The following is a 14,687-nucleotide window of genomic DNA, read 5'->3' on the forward strand; positions in this document are numbered from 1 at the left end:
ACGCGCTGTCCTCACACACGATGCTTACGGCAACAATGGAGGAATGAGCGACAGTCCAGCCCCCCTCGCCGACCCGCACCTCGTCTACGACCCGGTGGCGGGTGACGGCCCGAAGGACGTGGTGATCCTCGGCTCCACCGGGTCCATCGGCACGCAGGCCATCGACCTCGTGCTGCGCAACCCCGGCCGGTTCCGGGTCACCGGCCTGTCCGCCAACGGCGGCCGGGTCGCCCTCCTCGCCGAGCAGGCGTACCGGCTGCGGGCGCGCACGGTCGCGGTCGCCCGCGAGGACGCCGTACCGGCCCTGCGCGAGGCGCTCACCGCGCAGTACGGCACGGGCGAGCCGCTCCCCGAGATCCTCGCCGGCCCGGACGCGGCCACGCAGCTGGCGGCGTCCGACTGCCACACCGTCCTGAACGGCATCACCGGCTCCATCGGCCTCGCCCCGACCCTGGCCGCCCTGGAGGCGGGCCGCACCCTCGCGCTCGCCAACAAGGAGTCGCTCATCGTGGGCGGCCCGCTGGTCAAGGCCCTCGCCAAGCCCGGGCAGATCATCCCGGTCGACTCCGAGCACGCCGCCCTCTTCCAGGCCCTGGCCGCCGGCACCCGCGCCGACGTCCGCAAGCTGGTCGTCACCGCCTCCGGCGGTCCCTTCCGCGGCCGTACGAAGGCGGAGCTGGCCCACGTCACCGTCGAGGACGCCCTCGCGCACCCCACCTGGGCCATGGGCCCGGTCATCACGATCAACTCCGCGACCCTCGTCAACAAGGGTCTGGAGGTCATCGAGGCGCACCTCCTCTACGACATTCCCTTCGACCGCATTGAGGTGGTCGTGCATCCCCAGTCGTATGTCCACTCGATGGTTGAGTTCACGGATGGATCGACACTGGCCCAGGCGACCCCGCCCGACATGCGCGGGCCCATCGCCATCGGCATCGGCTGGCCCGAGCGGGTCCCCGACGCCGCGCCCACCTTCGACTGGAGCAAGGCCTCGACCTGGGAGTTCTTCCCGCTCGACAACGAGGCCTTCCCGTCGGTGAGCCTCGCCCGGCACGTCGGCGAGCTCGCGGGCACCGCCCCGGCGGTGTTCAATGCGGCCAACGAGGAGTGCGTGGAGGCGTTCCGTCAGGGCGCACTGCCCTTCAACGGGATCATGGAGACCGTCACCCGGGTCGTCGAGGAGCACGGCACCCCGCGTACGGGAACCTCACTCACCGTGTCGGACGTCCTCGAAGCGGAGACCTGGGCGCGGACCCGGGCCCGGGAACTGGCGGCACAGACGGCGGAGGCCCGTGCATGACGACCCTGATGTTCATCCTCGGCATAGGCCTCTTCGTGGTCGGGCTGCTGTTCTCGATCGCGTGGCACGAGCTGGGGCACCTGTCCACCGCCAAGCTGTTCGGCATCCGCGTGCCGCAGTACATGGTCGGCTTCGGCCCGACGATCTGGTCGCGGAAGAAGGGCGAGACCGAGTACGGGCTCAAGGCCATCCCCTTCGGCGGCTACATCCGCATGATCGGCATGTTCCCGCCCGGCCCCGACGGCCGTCTCGAGGTCCGCTCCACCTCCCCGTGGCGCGGCATGATCGAGGACGCCCGCTCGGCCGCGTATGAGGAGCTCCGGCCGGGCGACGAGAACCGCATGTTCTACACGCGCGCGCCCTGGAAGCGCGTGATCGTGATGTTCGCGGGCCCCTTCATGAACCTCGTCCTGGCCGTGGCGCTGTTCCTCGGCATCCTGATGGGCTTCGGCATCACCCAGCAGACCACCACGGTCAGCTCGGTCTCCCAGTGCGTCATCGCGCAGAGCGAGAACCGCGACAAGTGCGAGAAGGGTGACCCGGCCGCCCCGGCCGCCGCCGCGGGCCTCAAGGCGGGCGACAAGATCGTCTCCTTCAACGGCGTGCCGACCGACGACTGGAACAAGCTGTCCGACCTGATCCGCTCCAACCCCGGCAAGGAAGTGCCGATCGTCGTCGACCGCAAGGGCCAGGACGTCACCCTGCACGCGAAGATCGCCACCAACCAGGTCGCCAAGAAGGACTCCGGCGGACAGATCGTCGAGGGCCAGTACGTCCAGGCCGGATTCCTCGGCTTCAGCGCCGCCACCGGCGTGGTCAAACAGGACTTCGGCGAGTCCGTGACCTGGATGGGCGACCGGATCGTCGAGGCCGTCGACTCCCTCGCCGCCCTGCCCGGCAAGATCCCGGCCCTGTGGAACGCGGCCTTCGACGGCGCCGAGCGCGAGGCCGACTCCCCGATGGGCGTGGTCGGCGCGGCCCGCGTCGGCGGCGAGATCTTCACCCTCGACATCCCGCCGACCCAGCAGCTGGCCATGGCCCTCATGCTGGTCGCCGGCTTCAACCTCTCCCTGTTCCTGTTCAACATGCTCCCGCTGCTGCCGCTCGACGGCGGCCACATCGCGGGCGCCCTGTGGGAGTCGCTGCGCCGCAACACGGCCAGGCTCCTGCGCCGGCCGGACCCGGGCCCCTTCGACGTGGCGAAGCTCATGCCCGTCGCCTACGTGGTCGCCGGGATCTTCATCTGCTTCACGATCCTGGTCCTGATCGCGGATGTGGTTAACCCGGTGAGAATCTCCTAGTCATACGGCGTTCCGGGCGGCTCGGCATACTTTGTGCCGGGCCGCCTCCCATTGAGTGGCAATGCGGGTGGGATGTGCCCGCGCCAAGGCATGTGCCGTAATCTCGAAGCTCGGAGCCCGCTGCTCACGGGACCGGACCTTGATCCACGACTTGGGGTTGCACAGCAGATGACTGCGATTTCTCTCGGCATGCCGTCCGTTCCGACCAAGCTCGCCGAGCGCCGGAAGAGCCGCCAGATCCAGGTCGGATCCGTGGCCGTCGGCGGAGACGCCCCCGTCTCGGTCCAGTCGATGACGACGACGCGTACGTCCGACATCGGCGCGACCCTCCAGCAGATCGCCGAACTCACCGCGTCCGGCTGCCAGATCGTCCGCGTCGCCTGCCCGACCCAGGACGACGCCGACGCCCTCGCCACCATCGCCCGCAAGTCGCAGATCCCGGTCATCGCCGACATCCACTTCCAGCCGAAGTACGTCTTCGCCGCGATCGAGGCGGGCTGCGCGGCGGTCCGCGTCAACCCCGGCAACATCAAGCAGTTCGACGACAAGGTCAAGGAGATCGCCAAGGCGGCCCGGGACCACGGCACCCCGATCCGCATCGGCGTCAACGCGGGCTCCCTCGACCGGCGCCTCCTCCAGAAGTACGGCAAGGCGACCCCCGAGGCCCTGGTCGAGTCGGCCCTGTGGGAGGCGTCCCTGTTCGAGGAGCACGACTTCCGGGACATCAAGATCTCCGTCAAGCACAACGACCCGGTCATCATGATCGAGGCGTACAAGCAGCTCGCCGAGCAGTGCGACTACCCGCTGCACCTCGGTGTGACGGAGGCAGGTCCGGCCTTCCAGGGCACGATCAAGTCGGCGGTCGCCTTCGGCGCCCTGCTCAGCCAGGGCATCGGAGACACGATCCGCGTATCGCTGAGCGCGCCCCCGGCCGAGGAAGTGAAGGTCGGCATCCAGATCCTGGAGTCGCTGAACCTCAAGGAGCGCGGCCTGGAGATCGTCTCCTGCCCGTCCTGCGGCCGCGCCCAGGTCGACGTCTACAAGCTGGCCGAAGAGGTCACGGCCGGCCTCACCGGCATGGAGGTCCCCCTCCGCGTCGCCGTCATGGGCTGCGTCGTCAACGGCCCCGGCGAGGCCCGCGAGGCCGACCTCGGCGTCGCCTCCGGCAACGGCAAGGGCCAGATCTTCGTCAAGGGCGAGGTCATCAAGACCGTCCCCGAGTCCAAGATCGTCGAGACGCTGATCGAAGAGGCGATGAAGCTCGCCGAGCAGATGGAACAGGACGGCGTCGCCTCGGGCGAGCCGTCGGTGGCGGTGGCGGGCTGAGGTTTCAGCGCGGCGGTGGCTTCGCGCCCCGGAAGGGGCGCGGGGAACTGCGCGACCAGCCACAGAAAACCCGCAGCCGCCCGCCAATCAGCAAGTCCCGAGCTCCAAGGCGCCCCGCCCAAGCAGCGCAGCTATAGTGCGGAGACCAAGCAGACCCGAGTGTGTGAGGCCCCGCCCGTGTTGACGCAGACGACCTCCCGGGTCCTCGAACCGAGCGACCTGGACGCCGCGCTCGCCATACTCGACCGCGAGCCCGTCGCGAACGCCTTCGTGACATCCCGCGTGCAGATCGCCGGCCTCGACCCGTGGCGGCTCGGCGGAGAGATGTGGGGCTGGTACGAGGACGGCATGCTGACGTCCCTGTGCTACGCGGGCGCCAACCTCGTCCCGATCTGCGCCACCCCGCGCGCCGTCCGCGCCTTCGCCGACCGCGCCCGCCGGGCCGGCCGCCGCTGCTCCTCCATCGTCGGCCCCGCCGGCTCCACCGCCGACCTGTGGCGGCTGCTGGAACCCCAGTGGGGCCCGGCCAGGGACGTCCGCCGCCACCAGCCGCTCATGGTCACCGACCGCCTTCCGGACGGCATCGCCCCGGACCCCTACGTCCGTCGCGTCCGCAAGGACGAGATGGAGAAGATCATGCCGGCGTGCGTGGCGATGTTCACCGAGGAGGTCGGCGTCTCCCCGCTGGCAGGCGACGGCGGCCTGCTGTACCAGGCCCGCGTCGCCGAACTCGTCGGCTCCGGCCGCGCCTTCGCCCGCTTCGACGCGGACGGCAAGGTCGTCTTCAAGGCCGAGATCGGCGCCGCGACCGACCGCGCCTGCCAGATCCAGGGCGTGTGGGTGGCCCCCGAATACCGGGGGACCGGCTTGGCGGCCCCCGGCATGGCAGCGGTCCTGCGCTACGCCCTGGCTGACGTCGCCCCGGTCGCCAGCCTCTACGTGAACGACTTCAACACGGCGGCCCGCAGGACGTACCAGAGGGTGGGCTTCCAAGAGGTCGGCGCCTTCATGAGCGTGCTGTTCTGACAACGGGCACCCCCCTGTAGGCTCCCCGCCATGGACCTGGTGATCGGCCCCCTCGACCTCTCCGCCCACGTCGACGAGGCCCTGGCAGTCCAAGCCGTGGCCTTCGGCCTCGGCCCCGATGAGGTCGCGGTCCGCCGCCAGATCGTCCTGCGCCACATGACCTACCCGGGGGCCAGGGCCCTCGGCGCGACGGTGGGCGGGGACCTCGTCGGCTTCGTCTACGGCATGCCCAACGACCGCACCCACTGGTGGTCCACGGTCGTGGAGCCGTACCTCAGGGCGAACCACCAGGACCACTGGCTCGACGACGCCTTCGTGATCACCGAACTGCACGTCCACCCAGCCCACCAGAACCACGGCATCGGACGCTCCCTGATCACCACGATCACCGACGACGCCGCCGAACCCCGCTCGATCCTCTCCGCGATCGACACCGAGAGCCCGGCCCGCGCGCTCTACCGCTCGCTCGGCTACCGGGACCTGGCCCGCCAGGTCCTCTTCCCGAGCGCCCCGAAGCCGTACGCGGTGATGGGCGCTCCGCTCCCGCTGCGCCGCCGTTAACCGATTTCCACCGCCCCGTACCCCCCGGCTAACCTCCTGCCATCACCTACTTGCAGCAGGAGCAGAAAAGCCATGGCGAACGTACCGGTCCAGCGCATGTCCCAGTTGATGGCGAAGACGTTGCGCGACGACCCGGCGGACGCCGAGGTCCTCAGCCACAAGCTCCTCGTCCGCGCCGGGTACGTGCGCCGCACCGCCGCCGGAATCTGGAGCTGGCTGCCGCTCGGCAAGCGCGTCCTGGCCAACGTGGAGCGCATCGTGCGCGAGGAGATGGACGCCATCGGCGCCCAGGAGGTGCTGCTCCCCGCCCTGCTGCCGCGTGAGCCGTACGACGCGACCGGCCGCTGGGACGAGTACGGCCAGGAGCTCTTCCGCCTCCAGGACCGCAAGGGCGGCGACTACCTCCTCGGCCCCACCCACGAGGAGATCTTCACCCTGCTGGTGAAGGACCAGGCGTCCTCCTACAAGGACCTGCCGGTGATCCTCTACCAGATCCAGCACAAGTACCGTGACGAGGCCCGGCCCCGCGCGGGCATCCTGCGCGGCCGCGAGTTCCTGATGAAGGACTCCTACTCCTTCGACACCGAGGACGAGGGCCTCGCCCGGTCCTACGCCCTGCACCGCGGGGCCTACCAGAAGATCTTCGCGCGCCTCGGCCTCGACTACCGCATCTGCGCCGCCACCGCCGGCGCGATGGGCGGCTCCAAGTCCGAGGAGTTCCTCGCCCCGGCCGAGGCCGGCGAGGACACCTTCGCCGACTGCCCGAACTGTGACTTCGCCGCCAACACCGAGGCGATCACGTACGCGCTGAAGCCCGTCGACGCCGCGGACGTCCCGGCCGCCGAGGACATCCCGACCCCCGACACCCCGACCATCGAGACCCTCGCCGCCTCCCTCGGCGTCCCGGCCTCGGCCACGCTGAAGAACCTCCTGGTCAAGGTCGACGGCGAGATCGTCGCCGTCGGTGTCCCCGGCGACCGCGAGGTCGACCTGGACAAGGTCGAGGCGCACTTCGCCCCAGCCGTCGTCGAGCTGGTCACTGAGGCCGACTTCGCGACCCGTCCGGACCTGGTCCGCGGCTACGTCGGACCGCAGGGCCTGGACAAGGTCACGTACATCGCCGACCCGCGCGTGGCCCCCGGCACGTCCTGGATCACCGGCGCCAACAAGCCCGGTACGCACACGAAGAACGTCGTCGCGGGCCGCGACTTCGAGGTCGGCAGTTACGTCGACGTCGTGGTCGTGCAGGAGGGCGACCCCTGCCCGAAGTGCGGCACGGGCCTCGTGCTCGACCGGGCCATCGAGATCGGCCACATCTTCCAGCTGGGCCGCAAGTACACCGACGCCCTCAAGCTCGACGTCCTCGGCCAGAACGGCAAGCCCGTCCGCGTCACCATGGGCTCCTACGGCGTCGGCGTCTCCCGCGCGGTGGCCGCCCTGGCCGAGCAGACCGCCGACGACAAGGGCCTGTGCTGGCCCAAGGAGGTCGCCCCGGCCGACGTCCACGTGGTCGCCGCCGGCAAGGCCCTCCAGACGGAACTGGCCCTCGACATCTCCGGGAAGCTGGCCGCCGCCGGCGTCCGCGTCCTGGTCGACGACCGCCCCGGGGTCTCCCCGGGCGTCAAGTTCACCGACTCCGAGCTGATCGGCGTACCGCAGATCCTGGTGGCCGGGCGGCGCGCGGCCGACGGCGTGGTGGAGCTGAAGGACCGCCGCACCGGCGAGCGCGAGGAGCTGACGGTCGAGGAGGCCGTCGCCCGGCTCACGGCCTGAGTTCCCGTGCTCTGTGAGCGCTCCGGCCCTGCGGAGCGCTCACAGCCAGCCCGCGAACTCCAGCAGCAGTTCCGCGTCCCGGGGCCGCCCCACCCGCCCGGCCCGCACGCCCGACTCCACGGCTCGGAACAGCGTCCAGCCCCGCAGCCGCTCCTGGTCCACATCGAGCGACTCCGCGAGCCGCTTCACCCTGCGCCGGGTCGTCGCCGCACCGGACGGCTGCGCGATCAGGTCCTCCACCCGGTCGCGGACCAGCCGGGCCAGATCGAACGCGCACTCGCCGACCACCGGGTCGGGACCCACGGCCAGCCACGGCACCCGCTCCCCGGAGAGCACCTTGCTCTGCCGGAACGTGCCGTGCAGCAGCCGGTGTTCGGGCGGCGCGGCCAACAACTCCTCGCGTGCCGCGAGCGCGAGGCCGACCAACGGGGCCACCTCGGGATCGGCCTGCGCCCGGGCCCGCATCGCCTCGGCCTGCCGTCCGGTCCGCTCGGCCACGGTCTCGAACGGGAAGTCGGCAGGCGGCTCCACCCACAGCCGCCGCAGCGTCCCCGCCGCCTCCAGCAGCGCCTTCGCCTCCGGCAGCGACCGCACCGACACGTCCGGATGCAGCCGCTCCAGCAGCAGCACGCCCTCGGAGGTGAAGGACTCCACAAGCTGTACGGCCCCCCGCCCGTCCCAGTGCGCGAGCGCGGCCCGCTCCGCCTCCGGGCGGGCCCGGCCCGGCGCCAGCTTCAGCACCGCGGGCGTCCCGTCGGCCGTGCGCACCAGCACGACCAGGCTGCTGCGCCCACCGGGCACCTGCACCCGCTCCACGGTCAACTCGCGTAGTGCGACGGCCTGCTGCGCCGCCTCGGGCAGCTTCTCCAGCCAGTCGTCACCGTCCGGTGCCGTCTCACCGAGCGCCCTGACCAGACGCTTCGGCGGTTCGAAAGCCATGCGCGAGTCGTTCCCTTCGTGCTGTCCGCGGTGCGTGCCCTGCGCGGGTCACGCCGTCGGCGCCGCCAAGGGCGGGGCCGTGCCGGCCCGCTCGGCGAGCCCAGGGAAGGCTACGCTCTCGCCGCGCCAGCGCACCGCCCGCACCGCCGCCTCCCGCAGCGCCTCGGCGGCCAGGGCCCGCCGCCCGCCGCCCGCCGCGCGCACCAGGTCCGAGTACACCCCGGCCACCCGGTCCTCCAGCTCGGCGGCGAGCCGCACGGCCGCCGGCGCGTCCGGCACCGGGAACGGCAGGGCGTAACCGGCGGCCGCCGCCACCGGCCTGCCTCCCAGGTCCTTCACCTCGCGCACCAGCGCGTCCCGGCGCGCCCGGTGCGCGTCGTACGCCGTCCGTGCCTCGGCGCGCTGCCCCTCGCCGATCCGCCCGCCGACGACGCCGTACCCGTACACCGCCGCGTGCTCGGCCGCCAGCGCCGCCTGGAGGGCCCGCAGCTCTCTGTCCTTCGCCTCGCTCACGCGCCACCCTCCGTCAGCAGATACACGTGCGCCGCCCCGGCCGCCGCCACCGAGGCCAGCAGCCGCGCGAGCTCGCCCGGCATGCCGAGCAGCGCCTTCGCCCGCCGGTCGGCGAGCTCCCGCTCCGCGGCGGCGAGCGAGGCGAGTGCCTCCTTGTCGTCGCCCGGCACGGCGGGGGCCGAGGGCGCGGCGGACGAGGAAGAAGGGGAGGGGGAGGGGGCCGCCTTCCGGCCCGGACCCCCTCCGAAGGCCTGCGCGTGCCGTACGGTCTCCGCCCGCAGCGGCCGCAGCCGCTCCGCGAGCCCCGGGTGGGCGGCGATCACGGCGTCGTACCGCTCCACCAGTCCCTCGCTGTCCCGCGCCGCACGCGCGCGTGCCCGGCGGTCGGCCGCCGACGGGCCGTCCTCCGGGTCGCCCGGGACCTCACCGCCGGCGGTGCAGCCTGCCAGGGCGAAGGCCGCCGGACCGACGGCGAGCAGACTCCTTCTGCGCGGCCCCGAGCGGGCGCGCGGCGATGAGGGGAACGGCACGTCAGACGTCCTCGGGGGGCTCGTACGAGAAAGAAACGACTCCAGGGGCTGAACGCCCGTGATCACGGTACCCGGGCCCCCGCCCGGGACCACTCAGCGGCACCGTTCGTCACCGGGTGGACGGCAACACACCCCGCGACCGGATACCCTTTGATCAGACACGCGACCCATCCCACAACAGCACACGCGGCCGAGGAGTCACCCGGATGAGCACCACCCAGAGCGAGAGGCTGCGAGAACTGCTCGAACCGCTCGTCACATCCCAGGGCCTGGATCTCGAAGAGATCGAAGTGGACTCCGTCGGTCGCAAGCGTGTGCTGCGCGTCGTCGTCGACTCGGACACGGGCGCGGACCTGGACCAGATCGCCGATGTGAGCCGCGCGCTCTCGGCGAAGCTCGACGAGACGGACGCGATGGGCGCGGGGGAGTACACCCTCGAGGTCGGCACCCCGGGCGCGGAGCGTCCCCTCACGGAACACCGGCACTACGTCCGCGCCACGGACCGGCTGGCGAAGTTCCAGCTGGCCGAGGGCGGCGAGCTGGTCGCCAGGATCCTGAAGGTCGACGACGAGGGCATCGACACCGAGGTGCCCGGGGTCAAGGGCCGCAAGGCCACCACGCGCAGACTCGCCTTCGACGACATCGTCCGGGCGCGCGTCCAGGTCGAGTTCAGCCGCAAGGACAACAAGAAGGAAGAGGAGGCGTAGCCGTGGACATCGACATGAGTGCCCTGCGGGGCTTGGTTCGGGAGAAGGAGATCTCCTTCGACCTGCTGGTCGAGGCGATCGAATCGGCCCTCCTCATCGCCTACCACCGCACCGAGGGAAGCCGCCGCCACGCGCGCGTGGAGCTCAACCGGGAGACCGGCCATGTGACCGTGTGGGCGAAGGAGGACCCCGACGACCTCGAGGAGGGCCAGGAGCCCCGCGAGTTCGACGACACCCCGTCCGGCTTCGGCCGTATCGCCGCCACCACGGCCAAGCAGGTCATCCTGCAGCGCCTGCGTGACGCCGAGGACGACGCGACGCTCGGCGAGTACGCCGGCCGCGAGGGCGACATCGTCACCGGTGTGGTCCAGCAGGGCCGCGACCCGAAGAACGTGCTCGTCGACATCGGCAAGCTCGAGGCCATCCTGCCGGTCCAGGAGCAGGTGCCGGGCGAGACCTACCCGCACGGCATGCGGCTGCGCAGTTACGTCGTCCGGGTGGCCAAGGGCGTTCGCGGCCCGTCCGTGACGCTGTCCCGGACGCACCCCAACCTGGTGAAGAAGCTCTTCGCCCTGGAGGTGCCGGAGATCGCCGACGGGTCCGTGGAGATCTCCGCGATCGCCCGTGAGGCCGGTCACCGCACGAAGATCGCCGTACGGTCCACGCGGTCCGGCCTGAACGCCAAGGGCGCCTGCATCGGCCCCATGGGCGGTCGCGTGCGCAACGTGATGGGCGAGCTGAACGGCGAGAAGATCGACATCGTCGACTGGTCGGACGACCCGGCCGAGATGGTGGCGAACGCGCTGTCCCCGGCCCGCGTCTCCAAGGTGGAGATCGTGGACATGGCGACCCGGTCGGCCCGGGTGACCGTGCCCGACTACCAGCTGTCCCTGGCCATCGGCAAGGAAGGGCAGAACGCCCGCCTCGCGGCCCGGCTGACCGGCTGGCGGATCGACATCCGGCCGGACACCGAACCGGCCGGGGACGACCGGGCCGGGGAATAGATCCAAGCCGCGGGTCGTTCAGATCACGACAGGTTCGGGCGCGGCAACTGTTCGAATCCTGCCCCAAAGGGGTGAGGCGCCTACGGGGAGGTAGACTTAACGGTGTCTGGCCGGACGCGCACCCGCGCATGCCCTGAACGCACCTGTGTGGGGTGTCGGGAGCGAGCGGCCAAGGCCGATCTTTTGCGGGTCGTGTTGATCGAGGGTGCGTGCGCCCCTGATCCACGCGGTACGCTGCCCGGCCGGGGTGCGTATGTGCATCCCACACCGGTCTGTCTTGACCAGGCGGTCCGCCGCCGGGCGTTCACGAGGGCACTGCGCGCCCCGGGAGCGCTCGACACAAAGGCGTTGCGTCGATACGTCGAGCAGGCAACAGTTGCCGATCAGGCAACACGGTAAGAACGTGCCACACGGAACCCCCCGTGCGGTCTAGGTACCTCGCGAGTCGAAAGCAGGTCGAGATTGCGATGAGCACTCGATGAGTACGCGATGAGTACGCCCATGAACTAGCGACGGTCCGGCTTCACCCGGACCTCAAAGGAGCGAAGTGGCTAAGGTCCGGGTCTACGAACTCGCCAAGGAGTTCGGTGTCGAGAGCAAGGTCGTCATGGCCAAGCTCCAGGAGCTCGGTGAATTCGTCCGTTCGGCGTCTTCGACCATCGAAGCGCCCGTTGTACGCAAACTGACGGACGCCCTCCAGCAGGGCAACGGCGGCGGCAAGCCCGCCCCCGCCCGCAAGGCTGCCCCGGCGAAGCCGGGCGCCCCCTCCCCCGCGCAGGCTGCCCGTCCGGCCGCCCCGCGCCCGCCGGCTCCCAAGCCGGCAGCCGACGAGAAGCCCGCGGCTCCGGCCGCACCGGCCTCTCCCGGCCCCCGTCCCACCCCGGGCCCGAAGCCCGCGCCGCGGCCCGCCCCGGCGTCCCCGGCTCCGACCACGCCCGAGTTCCAGGCGCCCCCGTCGGCTCCCGCCGCCCCGGCCTCCTCGCAGGGCTCGTCGCAGGGCTCCGGCCCGCGTCCGGGCGCCCCGCGTCCGGCCGGCCAGTCGCCGCGTCCGGGTGCTCCGCGCCCGGGTGGTTCCGGCCAGGGTGGCCAGGGTCGTGGTGACCGTGGCGACCGTCCCGGCGCCTCGCGTCCGGGTGGCGGCGCTCCGCGTCCCGGTGCCCGTCCGGCGGGTCCCCGTCCGGGCAACAACCCGTTCACCTCTGGTGGCTCCACCGGCATGGCGCGCCCGCAGGCGCCCCGTCCGGGCGGTGCCCCGCGTCCGGGCGGCCCCGGTGCCCCCGGCGGCGCCCCGCGTCCGCAGGGCCAGGGCCAGGGCGGTAACCGTCCGCAGGGTGCCGGCGGCGGTCCTCGTCCGCAGGCTCCGGGCGGCGCGCGTCCGACCCCGGGCGGTATGCCCCGTCCGCAGGGCGGCGGTCCGCGTCCCGGCGGCGGTCCCGGCGGTCCGCGTCCGAACCCCGGCATGATGCCGCAGCGTCCGGCTGCCGGTCCGCGTCCCGGTGGCGGTGGCCCCGGTGGCCGCGGTCCCGGTGGCGGTGGCCGTCCCGGTGGTGGCGGCGGCGGTCGTCCGGGTGGTGGCGGCTTCGCCGGCCGTCCCGGTGGCGGTGGCGGCGGTTTCGCCGGTCGTCCCGGTGGTCCCGGTGGCGGTGGCGGCGGTTTCGCCGGTCGTCCCGGTGGTCCCGGCGGCGGTGGCCGTCCCGGCTTCGGTGGCCGTCCCGGCGGTCCCGGTGGCCGTGGTGGCACGCAGGGCGCCTTCGGCCGTCCCGGCGGTCCCGCGCGTCGTGGCCGCAAGTCGAAGCGGCAGAGGCGCCAGGAGTACGAGGCCATGCAGGCCCCGTCGGTCGGCGGCGTGATGCTGCCTCGCGGCAACGGCGAGACCGTTCGCCTGTCGCGCGGTGCGTCGCTCACCGACTTCGCGGAGAAGATCAACGCCAACCCGGCGTCGCTCGTCGCGGTCATGATGAACCTCGGCGAGATGGTCACTGCCACGCAGTCCGTCTCCGACGAGACGCTCCAGCTCCTCGCCGACGAGATGAACTACACGGTTCAGATCGTCAGCCCGGAGGAGGAGGACCGCGAGCTCCTCGAGTCCTTCGACATCGAGTTCGGCGAGGACGAGGGCGACGAGGAGGACCTGGTGGTCCGCCCGCCGGTCGTCACCGTCATGGGTCACGTCGACCACGGTAAGACCCGGCTCCTCGACGCCATCCGCAAGACGAACGTCATCGCGGGCGAGGCCGGCGGCATCACCCAGCACATCGGTGCCTACCAGGTCGCGACCGAGGTCAACGAGGAAGACCGCAAGATCACCTTCATCGACACCCCGGGTCACGAGGCGTTCACCGCCATGCGTGCCCGTGGTGCGCGGTCGACCGACATCGCGATCCTGGTCGTCGCGGCCAACGACGGCGTCATGCCGCAGACGGTCGAGGCGCTCAACCACGCCAAGGCGGCCGACGTCCCGATCGTCGTCGCGGTCAACAAGATCGACGTCGAGGGCGCCGACCCGACCAAGGTGCGCGGTCAGCTCACCGAGTACGGGCTGGTGGCCGAGGAGTACGGCGGCGACACGATGTTCGTCGACATCTCCGCCAAGCAGGGTCTGAACATCGACTCCCTGCTGGAGGCCGTGATCCTCACGGCCGACGCCTCGCTCGACCTGCGGGCCAACCCCCACCAGGACGCGCAGGGCATCGCGATCGAGTCCCGTCTCGACCGCGGCCGCGGTGCCGTGTCGACGGTCCTCGTCCAGCGCGGCACGCTGCGGGTCGGCGACACCATGGTGGTCGGCGACGCGTACGGCCGAGTCCGGGCGATGCACGACGACAACGGCAACCTCGTCACCGAGGCGGGTCCGTCGACGCCGGTGCAGGTCCTGGGCCTCACCAACGTCCCGGGCGCGGGCGACAACTTCCTCGTCGTGGACGAGGACCGTACGGCCCGTCAGATCGCGGAGAAGCGTGCGGCGCGCGAGCGCAACGCGGCCTTCGCGAAGCGCACGCGCCGTGTGTCGCTCGAGGACCTGGACAAGGTGCTCAAGGCCGGCGAGGTCCAGCAGCTGAACCTGATCATCAAGGGTGACGCTTCTGGTTCCGTCGAGGCACTCGAGTCCTCCCTGCTCCAGCTGGACGTCGGCGAAGAGGTCGACATCCGCGTCCTGCACCGCGGCGTCGGTGCGGTCACGGAGTCCGACATCGACCTGGCGATGGGCTCCGACGCCATCGTGATCGGCTTCAACGTGCGCGCCGCCGGGCGTGCGCAGCAGATGGCCGAGCGCGAAGGCGTGGACGTCCGGTACTACTCGGTCATCTACCAGGCGATCGAGGAGATCGAGGCGGCCCTCAAGGGCATGCTCAAGCCGGAGTACGAAGAGGTCGAGCTGGGCACGGCGGAGATCCGCGAGGTCTTCCGCTCGTCCAAGCTGGGCAACATCGCGGGTGTGCTCATCCGCTCCGGCGAGGTCAGGCGCAACACCAAGGCGCGACTCCTGCGCGACGGCAAGGTCATCGCGGAGAACCTCAACATCGAGGGTCTGCGTCGCTTCAAGGACGACGTCACCGAGATCCGCGAAGGGTTCGAGGGCGGTATCAACCTCGGCAACTTCAACGACATCAAGATCGACGACGTCATCGCGACGTACGAGATGCGCGAGAAGCCGCGGGTGTAGCACCCCACGGCGCCTTGGCCGGCCGACGCGGCATCGCCGCGTC

Annotated in this window: 13 protein-coding genes; 10 read left to right on the plus strand and 3 right to left on the minus strand. The window is 71.5% G+C overall.

Features of this window, described 5'->3' with window-relative positions:
• Positions 1-43 precede the first annotated feature (43 nt).
• The 6 genes from dxr to QC385_RS40770 all read left to right on the plus strand — a co-directional run bounded on the left by dxr (position 44) and on the right by QC385_RS40770 (position 7,287).
• Positions 44-1,300, plus strand: a complete 1,257-nt coding sequence (gene dxr, locus QC385_RS40745; RefSeq protein ID WP_279546462.1) for a 1-deoxy-D-xylulose-5-phosphate reductoisomerase — start codon at positions 44-46, stop codon at positions 1,298-1,300.
• Between the two features lie 8 nt (positions 1,301-1,308).
• On the plus strand, positions 1,309-2,601 hold the full coding sequence (locus QC385_RS40750; RefSeq protein WP_279546472.1) for a M50 family metallopeptidase: 1,293 nt from the start codon (positions 1,309-1,311) through the stop codon (positions 2,599-2,601).
• 168 nt (positions 2,602-2,769) lie between these two features.
• Positions 2,770-3,927 (plus strand): flavodoxin-dependent (E)-4-hydroxy-3-methylbut-2-enyl-diphosphate synthase, encoded by a 1,158-nt coding sequence (ispG, locus tag QC385_RS40755; protein WP_279546463.1) that lies wholly within the window; start codon positions 2,770-2,772, stop codon positions 3,925-3,927.
• A 177-nt stretch (positions 3,928-4,104) separates the two neighbouring features.
• On the plus strand, positions 4,105-4,953 hold the full coding sequence (locus QC385_RS40760) for a GNAT family N-acetyltransferase (protein ID WP_243379218.1): 849 nt from the start codon (positions 4,105-4,107) through the stop codon (positions 4,951-4,953).
• Between the two features lie 30 nt (positions 4,954-4,983).
• Positions 4,984-5,514 carry a GNAT family N-acetyltransferase gene (locus QC385_RS40765; protein ID WP_279546464.1) on the plus strand — a complete coding sequence of 177 codons (531 nt, stop codon included), beginning with the start codon at positions 4,984-4,986 and terminating at the stop codon, positions 5,512-5,514.
• 72 nt (positions 5,515-5,586) lie between these two features.
• Entirely contained in the window at positions 5,587-7,287 is a 1,701-nt protein-coding gene (locus QC385_RS40770) for a proline--tRNA ligase (RefSeq protein WP_279546465.1), read from the plus strand.
• 39 nt (positions 7,288-7,326) lie between these two features.
• Here QC385_RS40770 and QC385_RS40775 read toward each other — a convergent pair whose 3' ends face one another.
• The 3 genes from QC385_RS40775 to QC385_RS40785 are packed head-to-tail and all read right to left on the minus strand — an operon-like array spanning position 7,327 to position 9,269.
• Positions 7,327-8,226, minus strand: a complete 900-nt coding sequence (locus tag QC385_RS40775; protein WP_279546466.1) for an aminoglycoside phosphotransferase family protein — start codon at positions 8,224-8,226, stop codon at positions 7,327-7,329.
• A gap of 48 nt (positions 8,227-8,274) precedes the next feature.
• Positions 8,275-8,739, minus strand: a complete 465-nt coding sequence (locus QC385_RS40780) for a ferritin-like domain-containing protein (protein ID WP_279546467.1) — start codon at positions 8,737-8,739, stop codon at positions 8,275-8,277.
• A complete protein-coding gene (locus QC385_RS40785) occupies positions 8,736-9,269 on the minus strand; it encodes a hypothetical protein (RefSeq protein ID WP_279546468.1) in 534 nt (177 codons plus the stop codon). Before QC385_RS40785 ends, QC385_RS40780 begins: the two co-directional genes overlap by 4 nt.
• A gap of 206 nt (positions 9,270-9,475) precedes the next feature.
• Here QC385_RS40785 and rimP point away from each other — a divergent pair, with 206 nt between their 5' ends.
• From rimP to infB, 4 genes are all read left to right on the plus strand, one after another.
• Positions 9,476-9,976, plus strand: a complete 501-nt coding sequence (rimP, locus tag QC385_RS40790) for a ribosome maturation factor RimP (RefSeq protein ID WP_086854356.1) — start codon at positions 9,476-9,478, stop codon at positions 9,974-9,976.
• A gap of 2 nt (positions 9,977-9,978) precedes the next feature.
• Positions 9,979-10,980 carry a transcription termination factor NusA gene (gene nusA / locus QC385_RS40795; protein WP_279546469.1) on the plus strand — a complete coding sequence of 334 codons (1,002 nt, stop codon included), beginning with the start codon at positions 9,979-9,981 and terminating at the stop codon, positions 10,978-10,980.
• A gap of 102 nt (positions 10,981-11,082) precedes the next feature.
• Positions 11,083-11,379, plus strand: a complete 297-nt coding sequence (locus tag QC385_RS40800; RefSeq protein WP_086854357.1) for a YlxR family protein — start codon at positions 11,083-11,085, stop codon at positions 11,377-11,379.
• A gap of 148 nt (positions 11,380-11,527) precedes the next feature.
• Positions 11,528-14,644, plus strand: coding sequence for a translation initiation factor IF-2 (gene infB, locus QC385_RS40805; protein WP_279546470.1), 3,117 nt, complete (start codon positions 11,528-11,530; stop codon positions 14,642-14,644).
• Positions 14,645-14,687 lie beyond the last annotated feature (43 nt).

The sequence above is a fragment of the Streptomyces sp. DH10 genome (assembly GCF_029813805.1).
In the GTDB taxonomy this organism is placed as follows: domain Bacteria; phylum Actinomycetota; class Actinomycetes; order Streptomycetales; family Streptomycetaceae; genus Streptomyces; species Streptomyces coeruleofuscus.

Coding starts and splice junctions, on each gene's coding strand:
- ispG (WP_279546463.1), top strand. CDS start 2,770: ATGACTGCGATTTCTCTCGGCATGCCGTCCGTTCCGACCAAGCTCGCC.
- QC385_RS40770 (WP_279546465.1), top strand. CDS start 5,587: ATGGCGAACGTACCGGTCCAGCGCATGTCCCAGTTGATGGCGAAGACG.
- QC385_RS40765 (WP_279546464.1), top strand. CDS start 4,984: ATGGACCTGGTGATCGGCCCCCTCGACCTCTCCGCCCACGTCGACGAG.
- rimP (WP_086854356.1), top strand. CDS start 9,476: ATGAGCACCACCCAGAGCGAGAGGCTGCGAGAACTGCTCGAACCGCTC.
- QC385_RS40750 (WP_279546472.1), top strand. CDS start 1,309: ATGTTCATCCTCGGCATAGGCCTCTTCGTGGTCGGGCTGCTGTTCTCG.
- dxr (WP_279546462.1), top strand. CDS start 44: ATGAGCGACAGTCCAGCCCCCCTCGCCGACCCGCACCTCGTCTACGAC.
- QC385_RS40775 (WP_279546466.1), bottom strand. CDS start 8,226: ATGGCTTTCGAACCGCCGAAGCGTCTGGTCAGGGCGCTCGGTGAGACG.